At 67.8% G+C, this 15,964-nt stretch carries 13 protein-coding genes; 11 read left to right on the top strand and 2 right to left on the bottom strand.

Going from position 1 to position 15,964, the window contains the following annotated elements:
- The 3 genes from ACP15H_RS13260 to ACP15H_RS13250 are packed head-to-tail and all read left to right on the top strand — an operon-like array spanning position 1 to position 4,152.
- The gene (locus ACP15H_RS13260) at positions 1-1,584 is read left to right on the top strand and encodes an acyl-CoA carboxylase subunit beta (RefSeq protein WP_425066652.1); all 1,584 of its coding nucleotides are present in this window, start codon (positions 1-3) and stop codon (positions 1,582-1,584) included.
- A gap of 52 nt (positions 1,585-1,636) precedes the next feature.
- Positions 1,637-2,626 carry a Bug family tripartite tricarboxylate transporter substrate binding protein gene (locus tag ACP15H_RS13255; protein WP_425066651.1) on the top strand — a complete coding sequence of 330 codons (990 nt, stop codon included), beginning with the start codon at positions 1,637-1,639 and terminating at the stop codon, positions 2,624-2,626.
- Positions 2,626-4,152 (top strand): acyl-CoA carboxylase subunit beta, encoded by a 1,527-nt coding sequence (locus ACP15H_RS13250; RefSeq protein ID WP_425066650.1) that lies wholly within the window; start codon positions 2,626-2,628, stop codon positions 4,150-4,152. The genes ACP15H_RS13255 and ACP15H_RS13250 overlap by 1 nt, the downstream gene beginning before the upstream one ends.
- Before the next feature lie 22 nt (positions 4,153-4,174).
- Here ACP15H_RS13250 and ACP15H_RS13245 read toward each other — a convergent pair whose 3' ends face one another.
- Entirely contained in the window at positions 4,175-4,831 is a 657-nt protein-coding gene (locus ACP15H_RS13245) for a glutathione S-transferase family protein (RefSeq protein WP_425066649.1), read from the bottom strand.
- The gene (locus ACP15H_RS13240) at positions 4,824-6,020 is read right to left on the bottom strand and encodes a pyridoxal-phosphate-dependent aminotransferase family protein (RefSeq protein WP_425066648.1); all 1,197 of its coding nucleotides are present in this window, start codon (positions 6,018-6,020) and stop codon (positions 4,824-4,826) included. The genes ACP15H_RS13245 and ACP15H_RS13240 overlap by 8 nt, the downstream gene beginning before the upstream one ends.
- A 62-nt stretch (positions 6,021-6,082) precedes the next feature.
- Here ACP15H_RS13240 and ACP15H_RS13235 point away from each other — a divergent pair, with 62 nt between their 5' ends.
- The 8 genes from ACP15H_RS13235 to ACP15H_RS13200 all read left to right on the top strand — a co-directional run bounded on the left by ACP15H_RS13235 (position 6,083) and on the right by ACP15H_RS13200 (position 15,927).
- Positions 6,083-6,781 carry a GntR family transcriptional regulator gene (locus tag ACP15H_RS13235; protein WP_425066647.1) on the top strand — a complete coding sequence of 233 codons (699 nt, stop codon included), beginning with the start codon at positions 6,083-6,085 and terminating at the stop codon, positions 6,779-6,781.
- Positions 6,778-7,770, top strand: coding sequence for a Bug family tripartite tricarboxylate transporter substrate binding protein (locus ACP15H_RS13230; RefSeq protein ID WP_425066646.1), 993 nt, complete (start codon positions 6,778-6,780; stop codon positions 7,768-7,770). The genes ACP15H_RS13235 and ACP15H_RS13230 overlap by 4 nt, the downstream gene beginning before the upstream one ends.
- 120 nt (positions 7,771-7,890) lie before the next feature.
- On the top strand, positions 7,891-8,232 hold the full coding sequence (locus ACP15H_RS13225) for an endonuclease domain-containing protein (RefSeq protein WP_425066645.1): 342 nt from the start codon (positions 7,891-7,893) through the stop codon (positions 8,230-8,232).
- 94 nt (positions 8,233-8,326) lie between these two features.
- Entirely contained in the window at positions 8,327-11,251 is a 2,925-nt protein-coding gene (locus tag ACP15H_RS13220) for an FAD-binding and (Fe-S)-binding domain-containing protein (RefSeq protein ID WP_425066644.1), read from the top strand.
- Positions 11,252-11,294: 43 nt separating this feature from the next.
- Positions 11,295-12,224 carry an NAD(+) diphosphatase gene (nudC, locus tag ACP15H_RS13215; RefSeq protein WP_425066643.1) on the top strand — a complete coding sequence of 310 codons (930 nt, stop codon included), beginning with the start codon at positions 11,295-11,297 and terminating at the stop codon, positions 12,222-12,224.
- A 16-nt stretch (positions 12,225-12,240) separates the two neighbouring features.
- The gene (locus tag ACP15H_RS13210) at positions 12,241-13,377 is read left to right on the top strand and encodes an NADH:flavin oxidoreductase/NADH oxidase (protein WP_425066642.1); all 1,137 of its coding nucleotides are present in this window, start codon (positions 12,241-12,243) and stop codon (positions 13,375-13,377) included.
- A gap of 9 nt (positions 13,378-13,386) precedes the next feature.
- Positions 13,387-13,746: a response regulator gene (locus ACP15H_RS13205; RefSeq protein ID WP_425066641.1), complete on the top strand. Its 360-nt coding sequence runs from the start codon at positions 13,387-13,389 to the stop codon at positions 13,744-13,746.
- Between the two features lie 6 nt (positions 13,747-13,752).
- Positions 13,753-15,927 (top strand): ATP-binding protein, encoded by a 2,175-nt coding sequence (locus ACP15H_RS13200; RefSeq protein ID WP_425066640.1) that lies wholly within the window; start codon positions 13,753-13,755, stop codon positions 15,925-15,927.
- Positions 15,928-15,964 lie beyond the last annotated feature (37 nt).

Below are 15,964 nucleotides of genomic sequence, written 5' to 3'. Positions count from 1 at the left end.
ATGGCCGGCGATCCGACGATGCGAGACCTGATCGAGCGGGTGGAGGCGGTGCGCACCTCCCTGGACGATAGCGCCCGCCAACCCGCGATGGAGAAGCTGGCCCGGCGCGGGCGGTTGAGCGCGCGCGAACGCATCGCACGACTCGTCGATGCCGGATCCTTCAGCGAGATCGGCGGGCTGGTCGCTGCTGAGGAAGACGGCATCGGCGCCGACAGGTTTCCCGTGCGCACGGCGTCGCCCGCCGACGGCGTGGTGGCCGGCACGGCGCAAGTCGACGGCCGGCCGGTCGTCGTGTTCTCGCAGGACTTCTCCGTCCATGGCGGCAGCATCGGCAAGCTGGGCAGCGCCAAGGTGCAGCGTGCGTTGCAGGTCGCCATCACGCGCGGCCTGCCGCTGGTGATGATCCTCGATGGCGGCGGGCACCGCATCCAGGACGGGCAGGATGCCCGCCACTTCGCCAACGCCAACGGGACCTTCCACAATTTTGCCCGCGCCTCCGGATGGGTGCCCATGGTGGCTCTGATGCTCGGCGCGGGCTTCGCCGGGCCCACCAACTATGCCGGCATGGCCGATTGCGTGATCATGGTGCGCGGCCTCTCGACGATGGGCATCGCCGGTCCGGCGCTGGTCAAGGCGGCGACGGGCGAGGACGTCGACGCGATGGAGCTGGGCGGCGCCGACGTGCAGGTCGATCGCCAGGGCATCGCCGACCTCGGCGTGGACAGTGAGGACGAAGCCATCGCCGCGGCTAAGCGATTCCTGTCCTTCCTGCCGAGCAATGCACGCTCGCCACAGCGGGTCGTCTCCGAACCGCGTCCGCTGGATCGCATCTCCGATTCGATTCTCGACCTGGTACCTGTCTCGACGCGGAAGGCCTACGACGTCCGCAAGGTTCTGCGCGAGATTGCCGACCCGGGCACGCTGTTCGAGCTGAAGCCGACCTTCGCCGGCAACATGGTGACGGGCTTCGCCCGGCTGGGCGGCCGACCCGTCGGCTTCCTCGCCAACCAGCCGCTGCGGCTGGGCGGCATGATCAACAGCGATGCCTGCGACAAGGCCGCTCATTTCATCGCGCTCTGCGATGCGTATGGACTTCCGATCGTTTCCTTCATCGACGTGCCTGGCTTTTCGATCGGCTCGAGCGCCGAGCGGACCAGCCTCGGCCGGCGCAGCGCCAAGCTGGTCTTCGAGTGGGGGCACGCCACGGTGCCGCGTGTCTCCATCGTCCTGCGCAAGGGCTACGGCCTGGGCTATTTCGCGATGTGCGGCGGGCGCAGCTTCTCGGCGGATGCCGCGCTCGCCTGGCCCTCGGCGGAGATCTGCGCCATGTCGATCGAGGGCGCGATCGATGTGGCCTTCCGCAAGGACTACGAGGCGGCGCCCGACCCGGCGGCGCGGCGGGCCGAGATGATCGAACAGACACGGGCGCGTATCGGCGCGCTGCGCGCCGCCGAGGGATTCGGCATCGACGACATCATCGACCCGCGCGACACGCGCCGTCGCCTCGCCGAGATCCTCGATTCCGCTCAGCCGCGCCGACCCGCCGACCATCCGCCCAAGTTCCGGTCGATCGCGCCGATCTGACGACAGAGACCTGCCTCGTGCAGCACCGAAAAAACAATAAAGGAGGAAGCCCATGGTCAAGAGAATGCGTGCCTTAGCGCTGCCGATATTGGGGGCGGCGCTCGCCGCCCTCACGCTCCAGACGGCCACGGCGCAACAGCCGGCCCTCTCGGATCGTCCGATCCGGATGCTCTATGGATTTGCCGCGGGCGGATCGGGCGATCTGGCGGCGCGGCTGCTGGCCGACGTGGCATCGAGGGAGCTCGGACAGCGCGTCGTGGTCGAGAACCGTACAGGCGCCAACGGCATGATCGCCGCGGAGGCGGCGGCCCGTGGCCCGACCGATGGCAGCAACGTGCTCTTCTGCACCACGGGCAACATGACGATCGTGACCGAATTGCCCGGCGCGCAGCTGCCGATCAATCCGGCGACCGATTTGATCGGCATCGGGCAGCTCCTGCGATCGACCTTCGGCCTCGTCGTTGGCAAGGACAGTCCCTATCGCTCGATCCAGGATCTGGTGGCCGACGCCCGCGCCAATCCGGGCAAAGTGAGCTACGCCACGCCCGGCATTGGGTCGGTCCAGCACCTGTCGACGGAACTTCTCGGCCAGAAGATCGGGGCCCAGATGGTTCACGTGCCGTACAGGGGCTCGCAGGCGGCCCTGCAGGATCTGCTTGCCGGCCGCACGAGCTTCTCCATTACGAATCTCGGGGACGTGATCAGCCACATCCGCTCTGGACAGCTGCGCCTGTTGGGACTCGGCGATCCGCTCGGCAAGCGCTTCTTTCCCGACGCGCCGATGATTGCCGAGGTGGTGCCGGGCTTCGAAACCTATGCCTGGTTCGGCCTGTGCGGTCCGACGGGCCTGCCGGACGCGGTCGTCAAGCGCTGGGAGAAGGCTATCCAGGCGGCCGTCAACGATCCGACGGTCAGCCAGAAGCTGCTCGACAACGGCATGGTGCCGGCCTTCGCCGATTCGGCTGAGCTGAAGAAGACCATGGACGAGAACCGGCGCAGCTATCGCGAGGTGATCCGCGCCGCGAACATCAAGGCCGAGTGATGGCCGACGCGGAAAAGCGGGACATGCTGCGCGTCAGCATCGAGCAGGTGCGCGACGCGCGGGCGGCCCTCGAGGACGCCGCGCGACCGGATGCCGTCGCGCGGCAGAAGAAGCGCGGAAGATGGACCGCACGCGAGGGCATTGCCGCTCTCACCGATGCCGGCTCGTTCGTCGAATATGGCGGCCTGGTGCGGCCGGCTCTCGCCGACATGCAGGGCGCCGCGGACGGGTTGGTGATGGGCACGGCGCGGGTCGAGGGCCGCGCGGTCGACATCGTGTTCTACGACTACAGCGTCTATGCCGGCACGCAGAGCGCCAACAACCACGCCAAGATCAGCCGGATGTTCGGCCACGCCCTGCAGAACCGGCTGCCGGTGATCTGCTGGCTCGACGGCGGGGGAGCCCGGCCGCACGACATGAAGGTCGAGGGGCGCGGGGCGGCCCATACCTTCGTGCTGTTCGCGCGCTTGTCGGGGCTCGTGCCGACGATCGCCATCGTGCCGGGGCGGGCCTTCGCCGGGCACGCGAACCTGGCCGGCATGTCGGACCTGCTGATCGCGACGCGTGACAGCGCCATGGGCATGGCGGGACCGCCGCTCGTCGAGGCGGCGCTGGGCATCAAGCTGAAGCCCGAGGAGATCGGCCCGCCGGAGGTCCATTATGCGGCAGGCGCTGTCGACCTGCTGGTCGACGACGAGGCGGAGGCGGTCGAGGCCGCCAAACGATACCTCTCGTATTTCGGGCCGCCGCTGCCGCCGGGCGAGGCGCCCGATCCGGCGGCCTTGCGCACCCTCGTGCCGGATAATCCACGCCGGGCCTACGATGTGCGCAGGGTCATACGCGGCATTGCCGATATCGACAGCGTGATGGAGCTGCGCGGAGGTTACGGTCGCGCAATGGTGACCACTCTGGCGCGGCTGGGCGGCCGGCCGGTCGGCGTGATCGCCAACCAGCCGATGTTCCTGGCCGGCGCGATGGACGGGCCGGCCTGCGAGAAGGCCGCGCGCTTCGTCCAGCTCTGCGATGCCTTCGACCTGCCGCTGCTGGTTCTGTGCGACACGCCCGGCCTGATGGTGGGACCTGACATCGAGAAGACCGGCCTCGTCCGGCGCAGCGCCCGGCTGCTGGCCGCACTCGCCAATTCGACGATGCCAATCATGACGGTGGTGCTGCGCAAAGCTTATGGGCTGGGCTACTACATCATGGGCTCGCGCCCGCTCGACCCCGCGATCCTGCTTGCCTGGCCGACCGCCGAGTTCGGCGGCATGGGCCTCGAAGGCGCGGCCAGCATCATCTATCGCAAGGAACTGGAAGGGATCGAGGATGCCGAGGGGCGCGCGGCACGGCATCGGGAGCGCACCGACGAGCTCAAGCGCTACAACACCGCGCTCGAGGTCGCCGGACGCTTCGGCTACGACGACGTCATCGATCCGGCCGATACGCGGCCCATCCTGCTGAACACGCTGGCGACATTGCCGCCGCCACCGCCGCGCAGCGAGCGCAAGAGAACGATCGAGCCCCACTGACCGCGGCGGCCTTCGACGGGATCTATCGCTGCGGCGTCTCGGCCGGCTCGGTCGCCTTCATCGAGGGGCGTTGCGCGGCGGTGTCGTACCAGGCGGCGAGAGCCGGGGCGGTCTCGCGCCAGCCCGGCCCGTAGCGCCATTCGTCGTAACCGCAGGCGACCGCCGTCGTGATCCGCGCCAGATCGAATGCGTCGCCGAACGACAGTACCTTCTTCTCCAGCGCCGCGAAGCAGCGCAGGCCGCGGTCGCGCATCTTGGCGATGAAGTCGTCGGAGCGGTCGGCACCCGTGCGCAGCAGTTCGGCGCGGCGCATGATCTGCGCTTCGAGGATGGCGCAGGCCAGCGCATTGATCTCGAGTGCACGCCACCGTTCGGGGCCGTCGGGCGCCAGCAGGCGATGGTTGCCCAACGTGCCGTCGAGATAGTCGAGGATCGAATGGGAGTCGGTCAGCGTGAGGTCGCCGGCGACCAACGCGGGGATGCGCATGACCGGCGTCGCGGCCACGAAGTCGGCTTGCATCTCCACGGTCCGCGTGCCCCAGGCATGCGGCCACTTCGTCTGGACATAGTCGAAGCGGTCCGAGATCCCGAGCTCCTCGATGCACACCCGGACACGCCGGACCCAGGGCGAGGCCGGCGTGACGTAGAGGCGCATCTTGTCAGGCCCCAGATCAGCCATTCCGCGCGCCCGGCGCGGTGTCGCGCAGGTAGGTGAGGGCGGCCTGCGCGCCGCCGGCCTTGTGCGGCACCTTGGCGAGGCCCAGCGCCATCTCGACGCCGGACAGGGTGCCCATCAGCATCAGGTCGTTGAAGTCGCCGAGATGGCCGATGCGGAAGACCTTGCCCGCGACCTTGGTGAGGCCCTGGCCCAGCGACATGTTGAAGTTCTCCAGCGCGACCTTGCGGAAGGCGTCGGCGTCGTGGCCTTCGGGCATGACGATCGCCGTTAGCGAACCCGAATAGGCCTTGGGGTCGCTGCACAGGATTTCGAGGCCCCAGGCGGTGACGGCGGTGCGCGTCGCCTCGGCGTGGCGGGCGTGGCGTGCGAATACCGCGTCGAGCCCTTCCTCCAGCAGCATGTCGCAGGCCTCGTTGAGGCCGTAGAGCAGGTTGGTGGCGGGCGTGTAGGGGAACCAGCCGTTGGCGTTGGCCGTCAGCATCTCGTCCCAGGCCCAGAAGGCCTTCAGCATCTTCGAGGCCTTCGAGGCCTCGATCGCCTTCTCGCTCAGGGCGTTGAAGGAGAGGCCGGGCGGCAGCATCAGGCCCTTCTGCGAGCCCGCCACCGTCACGTCGACGCCCCAGGCGTCATGGCGATAGTCGATCGAGCCCAGCGACGAGATCGTGTCGACCAGCAGCAGCGCGGGGTGCTTGGCGGCGTCGATCGCCTGCCGGACGGCGGAGATATCGCTCACCACGCCGGTCGAGGTCTCGTTGTGGACGATGCAGACCGCCTTGATGGCGTGCCCGGTGTCTTCCTTCAGGCGCTTCTCGATGGCCGCCGGATCGGCCGGCTTGCGCCAGTCGCCGCCCATGAATTCAGATTTGATTCCAAGCTTGTCGGCCATCTTCTTCCAGAGCGAGGCGAAGTGGCCGGTTTCCCACATCAGCACCAGATCGCCGGGCGACAGGGTGTTCACGAGGGCGGCTTCCCAGGCTCCGGTTCCGGATGCGGGAAAGACGATAACCGGTTGTTTTGTCTGGAAAACCTGGCGGACGGAGCGGAGGACCTTCTTGGCCAGCGCGTTGAACTCGGGGCCCCGGTGATCGATCGTCGGATAATCCATCGCACGAAGAATGCGGTCCGGCACATTGGTCGGCCCGGGAATTTGCAGGAAATGGCGTCCGGCGGGGTGTGAGTTCAGGCGCATCGGGTGTTCCTCTCGGCTTGGCTGTTGCATTTTGTATACAATATGCCAGAGTGAGTCCAGAGATGGATGGTTCGACCCTCCCGATTGCCCGTTCGACGCTGCCCGAGGCGGCGGCCGAGCGGCTGCGCGCCCTCATCATCGAAGGCGAGCTGGCGCCCGGCGCCAAGCTGAACGAGCGCGAGCTCAGCGAGCGGCTGGGGGTCTCGCGGACGCCGCTGCGCGAGGCCTTCCGCATGCTGGCGGCCGACGGCCTGCTCGTGCAGCTGCCCAACCGGGGCGCCCAGGTGGTGGCCCTGTCGCCCGCCGACGTGCGCGGCGCCTTCGAGGTGATGGGCGCGCTGGAGGGGCTGGCGGGCGAACTGGCGGTGGCCCGGGTCACCGACGCCGACATTGCCGATTTGCGGGCGCTTCAGGCGGAAATGGAGGCGGCCCATGCCGCCCGCGACCTGCCGACCTATTACAGGATCAATCGCCTGATCCATGACCGGCTGAATGCCCTCGCGGGCAACGCGGTGCTGGAGCAGACCTACCGCACGCTCAACGCAAGGCTGCATGCCCTGCGGTTCCGTTCCAACCTCAACCCTGCCAAATGGGATCAGGCGGTCGCCGAACATCGCGCGATGATCGAGGCGCTTGCCGCACGGGATGGCGCTGCGCTACGTGACCTGCTCATCGGGCACCTGCGCGCCAAGCAGCAGGCCGTGCTCGATTCCATGGAAAACAAGGACGACAAGAACCTTCAGGGAGGAAAAAAACCATGACGACGATTTCCACGACGTCGCGCCGCCGGGCCCTCAAGCTCGGCCTTGCCGCCACCCTCGCCGCTCCGGCCGTGGCCCGCGCCCAGCAGGGCTGGCCCAACGGGCCGATCACCTGGGTCAATCCGTTCCCGGCCGGCGGCGGCACCGACGTGTTCGCCCGTCCGCTGGCGGCCCAGGTGGGCGAGCAGCTCGGCGTGCAGATCCTGATCGACAACAAGGGCGGCGCGGGCGGCACGGTCGGCGCTTCGCAGGCGGCCAAGATGAAGCCCGACGGTCAGACCTTCTTCGTGGGCGCGATCCATCACACGATCGCCCCGTCGGTCTACAAGAACCTCGACTACGACCTCGAGAAGAACTTCGAGCCGATCACCATGATCGCGCTGGTGCCGCAGGTCATCTCGATCAATCCGAACAAGATCCCGGTCAAGACCGCGCAGGAATTCATCGCCTACCTGAAGGCCAACCCGAACAAGGTGAATTACGCGTCGGCCGGCGCCGGCACGGCGCATCATCTGGCGGGCGAGCTGTTCAAGCTCGAGACCAAGACCGAGATCGTCCACGTGCCCTATCGCGGCGCGGGCCCGGCGATGCAGGACCTGCTGGCCGGCAATGCCGACATGATGTTCGACGGCATGGGCACCTCGGCGCAGCAGATCAAGGCGGGCAAGCTCCTGGGCCTCGCCGTCGCCACCGAGAAGCGCGTCCCGGAATTCCCCGACATGCCGACCGCGGCCGAGATCGGCGTGCCGGCCTGGATCGTGTCGACCTGGTACGGCCTGTGGGCCATCAAGGGCACGCCGAAGCCGATCGTCGAGCGCATGTACGCCGAGATCGTCAAGGCATTGGGCAACCCCAAGCTCCAGGCGATCTGGAAGGAGCAGCTGGCGCAGGTCGGCGGGGAGTCCTCGGCCGACTTCGCCAAGCGTATCCGCGCCGAAATCGAGAAGTGGCAGAAGGTCGTGAATGCGGCCGGCGTCAAGCTCGACTGAGGATGGAGAACGCCTCTCTCATGATCTCAATGCTCCTCATTACGCCCTCTCCGCCCGCGTCCTACGCGGGGGGAGAGGGAGGGGACCCACGCGAAGCGTGGGGAGGGAGAGGTGGGTCATATGCCGGAGCGACGCACGACGAGATCGCGAGAACTCCGACGGGACAAGAGCCGAGCGGAGCAAGTTTGCTGGGAGTTATTACGCGCCAAGAGAATGGGCGGCGTGAAGTTCAGGCGCCAGCATCCGATCGGTCCATATTTTGCGGATTTCGCCTGCGTGGCGAAGAAACTGGTTGTCGAAATAGACGGCGAGCATCACGCGTTTCAGGTCGAAGCGGACGCGCGTCGGACCGCGGCGATGGAACAGCTTGGCTGGCGGGTCGTGCGGTTTTGGGCGAACGAGATGGTGGCGAATTCCGAGGGTGTCTGGGCGGAGATCGACAGGCTACTTCGATCGCCATGACCCACCTCTCCCTCCCCACGCGGACGCGTGGGTCCCCTCCCTCTCCCCCCGCGCATGGCGCGGGCGGAGAGGGCAATTTTAGACGTCGGTAGCCATGGCCAGTCTCGAACAAAATCTGCGGCGCAGCCTCAAGGGCGAGGTCCTGTTCGACAGGGCGTCGCGCGGGCGCTATTCGACCGATGCGTCGATCTACCAGGTCGAGCCGGTGGGCGTCGTGATCCCGCGCGACGAGGCCGACCTGGCGCTCGCGGTCGACGTGGCGCGCGACGCCAAGGCCGCGATCCTGCCGCGCGGCGCCGGCACGTCGCAGTGCGGTCAGACGGTGGGCGAGGCGCTGGTCATCGATTGTTCGAAGTACCTGCGCGAGGTGGTGGGCTTCGACAAGGCCAAGCGGCAGGTGACGGTCCAGCCCGGCATCGTGCTCGACCATCTCAACGCCTGGCTGAAGCCGCACGGTCTGTGGTACCCGGTCGATGTCTCGACCTCGGCGCAATGCACGCTGGGCGGCATGGCCGGCAACAATTCCTGCGGCTCGCGCTCGATCCGCTACGGCAACATGGTGCACAACGTGGCCTCGATCGACGCGCTGCTGGCCAACGGCCAGCGGGCCCGTTTCGGCTCGACGCGGCCGGAGGACATGCCTGCCGGCGTGCGCGCCATCGCCGACAAGGTGGCGGAGCTGGCCTTCGCCGAACGCGCCGAGATCGAGCGCATGTATCCGCACGTGCTGCGGCGGGTCGGCGGCTACAATCTCGATATCTTCTTCCCGCAGTCGGAGCGGCCCTACACGACCGACAATTCGGTGAACCTCGCGCACCTGCTGGTGGGCAGCGAGGGCACGCTGGCGGTGACGGAGCGGCTCACGCTCAACCTGGCGCCGCTGCCCAAGCACAAGACGCTGGGCGTCGTGAATTTCCCCAGCTTCTACAAGGCGATGGACAGCGCCCAGCACATCGTGAAGCTGAAGCCGGCCGCCGTGGAGCTGGTCGACCGCACGATGATCGAGCTGGCGCGCGCCAATCCGGCCTTCCGGCCGGTGATCGAGCGGGCGCTGATCGGCCAGCCCGAGGCCATCCTGCTGGTCGAATTCGCGGGCGAGGAGCGCGCGGACCAGCTGCGCGACCTGGCGCGCCTCGTCGAGCTGATGGGCGATCTCGGCATGCCCGGCAGCGTCGTGGAGATGCCGGAGCCCAAGCCGCAGTCGGAGCTGTGGGAAGTCCGCAAGGCCGGCCTCAACATCATGATGTCGATGAAGGGCGACGGTAAGCCGGTCTCGTTCATCGAGGACTGCGCCGTCCCGCTCGAACATCTCGCGGATTACACCCAGCGCCTGACCGACGTGTTCGGCAAGCACGGCACGCGCGGCACCTGGTACGCCCACGCCTCGGTCGGCACGCTGCACGTGCGGCCGATCCTCGACATGCGCCGCGACGGCGCGGAGAAAATGCGTGCGATCGCCGAGGAGGCCTCGGCCCTGGTGCGCGAATACAAGGGCGCCTTCTCGGGCGAGCATGGCGACGGGCTGGTGCGCTCGGAATGGGTGGCCTGGCAGTTCGGGCCGCGGCTCACCAAGGCGTTCGAGACGGTCAAGGACCTGTTCGATCCAGAGAACATCCTGAACCCCGGCAAGATCGTGCGGCCCTCGCGCATGGACGACCGCTCGCTGTTCCGCTTCAAGCCGGGATACGAGTCGCTCAAGTACGAGCCGGTGCTCGATTGGTCGGCGTGGAACGTCCAGACCGATCCGGTCACCGAGATCTCGACCGCGCCCGGGACCGGCGGCGATCTCGCCGGCGGCTTCGCGAAGGCCGCGGAGATGTGCAACAACAACGGCCATTGCCGGAAGTTCGACGCCGGCACCATGTGCCCGTCCTTCCGCGTGACGCGCGACGAGAAGCACCTGACGCGCGGCCGGGCCAACACGCTGCGCCTGGCCCTGTCAGGCCAGCTCGGATCGGAGGGCTTGCGCTCCGATGCGGTCGCCGCGGCGATGGACCTTTGCGTGAGCTGCAAGGGCTGCAAGCGGGATTGCCCGACCGGCGTCGACATGGCGCGCATGAAGATCGAGGTGAAGGCGGCGCGCCGCATGGCCAAGGGCCTCAGCTGGCGCGACCGGCTGATCGGCGCCACCCCGTCGCTAGCGCCGTGGGCTCGTCGCCTGCCCTGGCTGTTCAACGCGGCCTGGTTCGTGCAGTCCTATCTCGGCTTCGCCAAGCAGCGTCGCCTGCCGCAGTGGCGCGGCGACACCTTCCTCTCCACCACCGAAGTCGACGACAACGACGCCACGGTGGTGATCTTTGCCGACACCTTCTCGAACAATTTCGAGCCCGAGATCCTGCACGCCGCCCGCCGGGTGCTGACCGCCGCCGGCCATCGCGTCGCCGTCGCCTGGCCGACCCTCGGCGCGCCGGCTCTCTGCTGCGGCCGTACCTATCTGGCGACCGGCCAGGTCGAGCGGGCGAGGGGCGAGGCGATGCGGACGCTGAACGCGCTCCGGCCGTTTGCGCAGAAGGGCGTGCCGATCATCGGCCTCGAACCGTCCTGCCTGTTCACCCTGCGCGATGAATTCCTGGCGCTCGGCTTCGGGGAGGAGGCCGAGCAGGTCGCGGCCCACGCGATGCTGTTCGAGGAATTCCTCGCGCGCGAGAAGAAGGCGGGACGTCTCGACCTGGCGCTCCGGCCGCTGGCGGAGAAGAAGGCGCTGCTCCACGGCCACTGCCACCAGAAGGCTTTCGGCGCGATGAGCGCGGTGCAGGAAGTGCTCTCGCTCGTGCCCGATCTCGCGGTGACGCCCATCGAGTCGAGCTGCTGCGGCATGGCCGGCAGCTTCGGCTATGAGGCGGAGCACTACGAGACCTCGATCGCCATGGCCGAGCTGTCCTTGCTGCCGGCGGTGCGCAAGGCGGACGCCGAGACGCTGGTCGTGGCCGACGGCACCTCCTGTCGGCACCAGATCGCCGACGGGGCCGACCGACAGGCGATACACGTGGCGCAGGTCCTCGAGCGCGCGCTCGTGTGATCCAATTGCGGCGCGGGCGGCCCTGTGGCACGGTCCGCGGCCTATGAGAAATCCAAGAAATCCCTATTCCAGCGCCGAAATCGACCGTGCCAGCCATGAGCGCGAGAACGATGAACGGATGATCGAACTGGCCTCTTCGGGGGCCGCCCGCTTCGTGCCGATCGACACGGAGAAAAACCTGGTGAAGACCGGGGGCAATCCCGAAGCCGTGTTCCTGCAGGGCATGATGGGCCGCGCCGTCGCCAATTCGAGCGACGTCCAGATCTTCCTCGGCTATGTCGAGGGCACGCCATACTTTGCCGTCGACGTCACCGGCAAGGACGTACCGCTGAAGGACCTGGGCGAGTTCGTCGACCTGCGCCAGGTCGGCCCGCTGCTGTTCGCGCGCGAGGGTTCGATCCTCGCCTATGCGCGCGGCATGACCTACTGGCACCGCCGCCATCGCTATTGCGGCGTCTGCGGCGCCACCACCAAGGTGACGCGCGGCGGGCATGTGCGCATGTGCACCAACGAGAACTGCAAGACCGAGACCTTCCCGCGCACCGATCCCGCGGTGATCATGCTGGTCCACTACGGCGACAAGTGCCTGCTGGGCCGCGGCAAGCATTTCCCGCGCGGCATGCACTCGACCCTGGCGGGCTTCGTCGAGCCCGGCGAGAGCTTCGAGGATGCGGTCGCCCGCGAGGTCTACGAGGAAGTGAAGGTCAAGGTGAAGGACGTGATCTATCGCTCGTCCCAGCCCTGGCCTTTCCCGGCATCGGTGATGATCGGCTTCCATGCCGAGGCCGAGTCGATGGAATTCAGCGTCAACGAATCAGAGCTCGAAAGCGCCCGCTGGATGAGCCGCGAGGAATTGCGCACCGAGAATCTTCCGAAGGACGGTTCCTTCTTCATGCCGCGTCGCGATTCGATCGCCCGCCGCCTGATCGAGGAGTGGCTGGGCCACGAGGCCGGACCTTCGATCAACGGCTGACCTTCCGAGGATTTGCATGACCGCCCAACTCTTCACCCCCGTCGAGCTCGGCGGCGTGACGCTGCCCAACCGTATCGTCGTCTCGCCGATGTGCCAGTACTCGGCCGTCGACGGCAGCGCCCAGCCCTGGCACCAGGTCCATTACGGCATGCTCGCCATGTCGGGCGCCGGCCTGCTCTGCCTCGAAGCCACCCATGTCGAACGCGAGGGTCGCATCACGCAAGGCTGCCTCGGCCTCTACAGCGACGAGAACGAGGCCGCGCTGAAGCCGGTGATCGACTGGGTCCGCGGCTGGATGCCGGGCGTGAAGCTCGGCGTGCAGCTGGCCCATGCCGGCCGCAAGGCCTCGGCGCAGCGTCCGTGGAAGGGCGGCGGGCCGCTGACGCAGGCCGATGCACCGGATCTTCCCTGGACGACCTATGGTCCGTCGGCGCTGGCCTACGATCCGGCGAAGAAGTGGCACACGCCGGTGGCGCTCGACGCGGTCGGGCTCAGGCGCGTGAAGCAAGCCTTCGTCGATGCCGCCGAGCGCAGCCTGCGGCTGGGTTTCGACGTCGTCGAACTGCACGGCGCGCATGGTTACTTGCTCAACCAGTTCCTGTCGCCGGTCAGCAATCATCGCAGCGACGAATATGGCGGCACCGCCGAGAAGCGCCGCCGCTTCCCGCTCGAAGTGTTCGAAGCCGTACGCAGGATCTGGCCGGCCGAGAAGGCGCTGGGCGTGCGGCTGTCGGCCATCGAATGGGTCGAGGGCGGCATCACCATCGAGGACTCGATCGAGACGGCGCGGCAATTCAAGGCGCTCGGCTGCGACTTCGTCGATGTCAGCTCGGGCGGCAACGCGCCGGGCCAGAAGCTCTCGGTCGGGCCGGGCTACCAGGTGCCGTTCTCGGCCCGCATCCGCAAGGAAGCGGGGATCAAGACCTGGGCCGTCGGATTGATCACCGAGCCGGAGCAGGCGGAGAAGATCATCGCGGCGGGCGAGGCCGACTGCACGGCGCATGCCCGCCCGTTCCTGATCGATCCGCGCTGGGCGTGGAACGCGGCGCGGGCGCTGGGTGTGGAAACCCCGCCCTTGCCGTTGCCCGCGGCGCGCGCCACAAGCATTCTTCCGTTCAAGCCGAAACCCGCCGCGTCCAAGGCGGCCGAATAGGGCTCCCGTATGTCGAGTGTGTTGCTGGCTGAAGACGAGTTCCTGATTCGCGCCGTCCTGGTGGACGCGTTGAGCGACGTCGGCATCGAGTGCATCGAAGCCGCGACCGGACGCGAGGCGCTCGACGTCCTGCAGAGTGACACGCCGCTCGGTGCCGTCATCGTCGATATCGGTCTTCCCGACATGTCGGGCGAGAAGGTGATCGAGGCGGCGGTGCGGCACCGTCCGGGCCTTCCGATCATCCGCTGCTCGGGCGCGTCCGCTCCGAGCACGCTGCCGGCCGGCATCAGCATGCATTCGTTCCCGAAGCCCTACAGCGCGTCGGAGCTTTCCAATTTCGTGGTCTCGCTGATCCGCAAAGACGCCTAGGCGCACGTGCGGCGGCTCCTGAAATTCGAGACCTGGACGCTTCGCGGCACGACGGCGGCAGACGCGTCCTTCGTTCTCCTGGCCGCGACCCTCATCGTGCCTGCCGTGTTGTTCATCGGAGCAAGCTGGCTGGCCTACGGCGAGACCCAGCGGCAATTCGAGGAGCGGCTGAACCGGACCCTCGATCTGCTCTATGTCGGGTCCCGCGCCACCTTCGAGACCCAGCAGCTCATCGTCAGCAACGTGGTCAGCCTCGTCGACGATCTGAACGACGATGAGATCCGTCAGCACGAGGCCAGGCTTCATCAGCAGCTGAAGCACCTCGTCCAGAGCCTGCCGCAGGTCGAGGACGTCTTCATCCTCGACAGGGAAGGCCGCCCGCTGGTCGCCGCCAACGTCCATCCGATACCGGCCAACGTCACGGCGGCTGACCGGCCGTATTTCATGGCGCATCGCGACGAGCGGCAGCAGCGCTACGTCAGCGAGACGTATCGCAGCCGCATCAAGAACCTCGACATTTTCCAGTACAGCGAGCAGCGGCTGCGCCCGGACGGCGGTTTCGACGGTGTCGTCCTCGTGACGATACCGCCATCCTACTTCGGCCGGCTCTTCGAGCAGGCGTCCGGGGTGGACAATTACACGACGTCCCTCGTGCGCGCCGACGGCGAACTGCTGGCGCGCTACCCGGCGTCGACGGGACCAACCAGATTCGAGCGCGGCTCGGCATTCATGCAGGCGATCGCCGCAAACCCCGAGTCCGGCACCTACACCACGCCGCAAGCCACCATCGACGGAATCGCGCGCACGGTGGTCTACCGCAAGCTCCCCGACCTGCCCGTGTATGTAGCGGTGGGCGTCGCCAGCGACGCCGTCCGCGACGCCTGGATCCGCCGCATGTCGGCGCATCTCCTGTTCGGGCTGCCGGCAACGCTGGCCCTGTTCGCCTTGGCGCTGCTCGCCTCGCGCCGGGCCGCGGGCCAGGCCGAGACGCTGGAGCGGCTGCGCGAAGAGCAGATCCGGCGCGCGACCGTCGAAGAGGGCCTGCGCCAGTCGCAGAAGATGACTGCGGTGGGACAGCTCACGGCCGGCATCGCCCACGATTTCAACAATCTGCTCACGGGCATCGGCGGCGCGATCGAGATGGTCGGGCGGCGTGTGCCGCAGCCGACGCCCGATGTCGTGCGCTTCCTCGACCTCGCCCGGACCGGCGTCTCGCGGGCCGCCACGCTCACCCAGCGCATGCTGGCTTTCGCGCGCCAGCAGCCGCTGCAGATCGAGGCGGTCGATGCCAACCGGCTGGTCACCGGCATGTCGGAGCTGCTGCGGCGAACCCTCGGCGAGACCGTCCAGATCGAGACGGTCCTGGGCGGCGGCCTGTGGCGCGCCAGTGCCGATCCGGCCCAGCTCGAGGCGGCCATCCTCAACCTGGCGATCAACGCCCGCGATGCGATGCCGGGCGGCGGCACGCTCACCATCGAGACAGCCAATACCCATCTCGACGATGCCTATGCTGCAGCCAATGTCGAGGTCACGCCCGGCCAGTTCGTGATGATCGCGGTCTCCGACACCGGCACCGGCATGGACCAGCAGACGATCGCGCGGGCCTTCGAGCCGTTCTTCACCACCAAGGAGCGCGGCCAGGGAACCGGGCTCGGTCTCAGCATGACCTACGGCTACGTCAAGCAGATCGGCGGCCATCTGAAGATCTACAGCGAGGTCGGCCACGGCTCGACGGTGAAGGTCTATCTGCCGCGCACCCAGGCCGAGTCGGGAACCCTTTCCGAGACCGCGCCCTCGGTCACTGTCGCGGCAGGGACGGGGCCGGTCGTGCTGGTCGTCGAGGACGATCCCGTCGTGCGCGAGTTCGCCGTGGCGGCCTGCCGCGAATGCGGCTGCACGGTGCACGAAGCCGGCGACGGCGAGCAGGCGCTGCGCGTCCTGGAGATGCACGGCGATATCGCGCTCCTGTTCACCGATGTCGGTCTGCCCGGCGGCATGAACGGACGTCAGCTCGCAGGGCTGGCCGTGGCCCGGCGGCCCGACCTCAAGGTTCTCTACATGACGGGATACACGGCCAACGCGATCGTGCATCACGGCGTCATCGATGCCGGCGTGAACTTCCTCGGCAAGCCGTTCTCCGTGTCGGCGCTCGCGGCGAAGATCAAGGGCATGGGCTTCTAGCTCCAAGCACGTTACGTTGTGGATGCGATGCCGCCCG

The sequence above is a fragment of the Reyranella sp. genome (assembly GCF_965249915.1).
Taxonomy (GTDB): Bacteria; Pseudomonadota; Alphaproteobacteria; order Reyranellales; family Reyranellaceae; genus Reyranella.
This window is presented reverse-complemented; position numbering and strand designations above follow the sequence as displayed.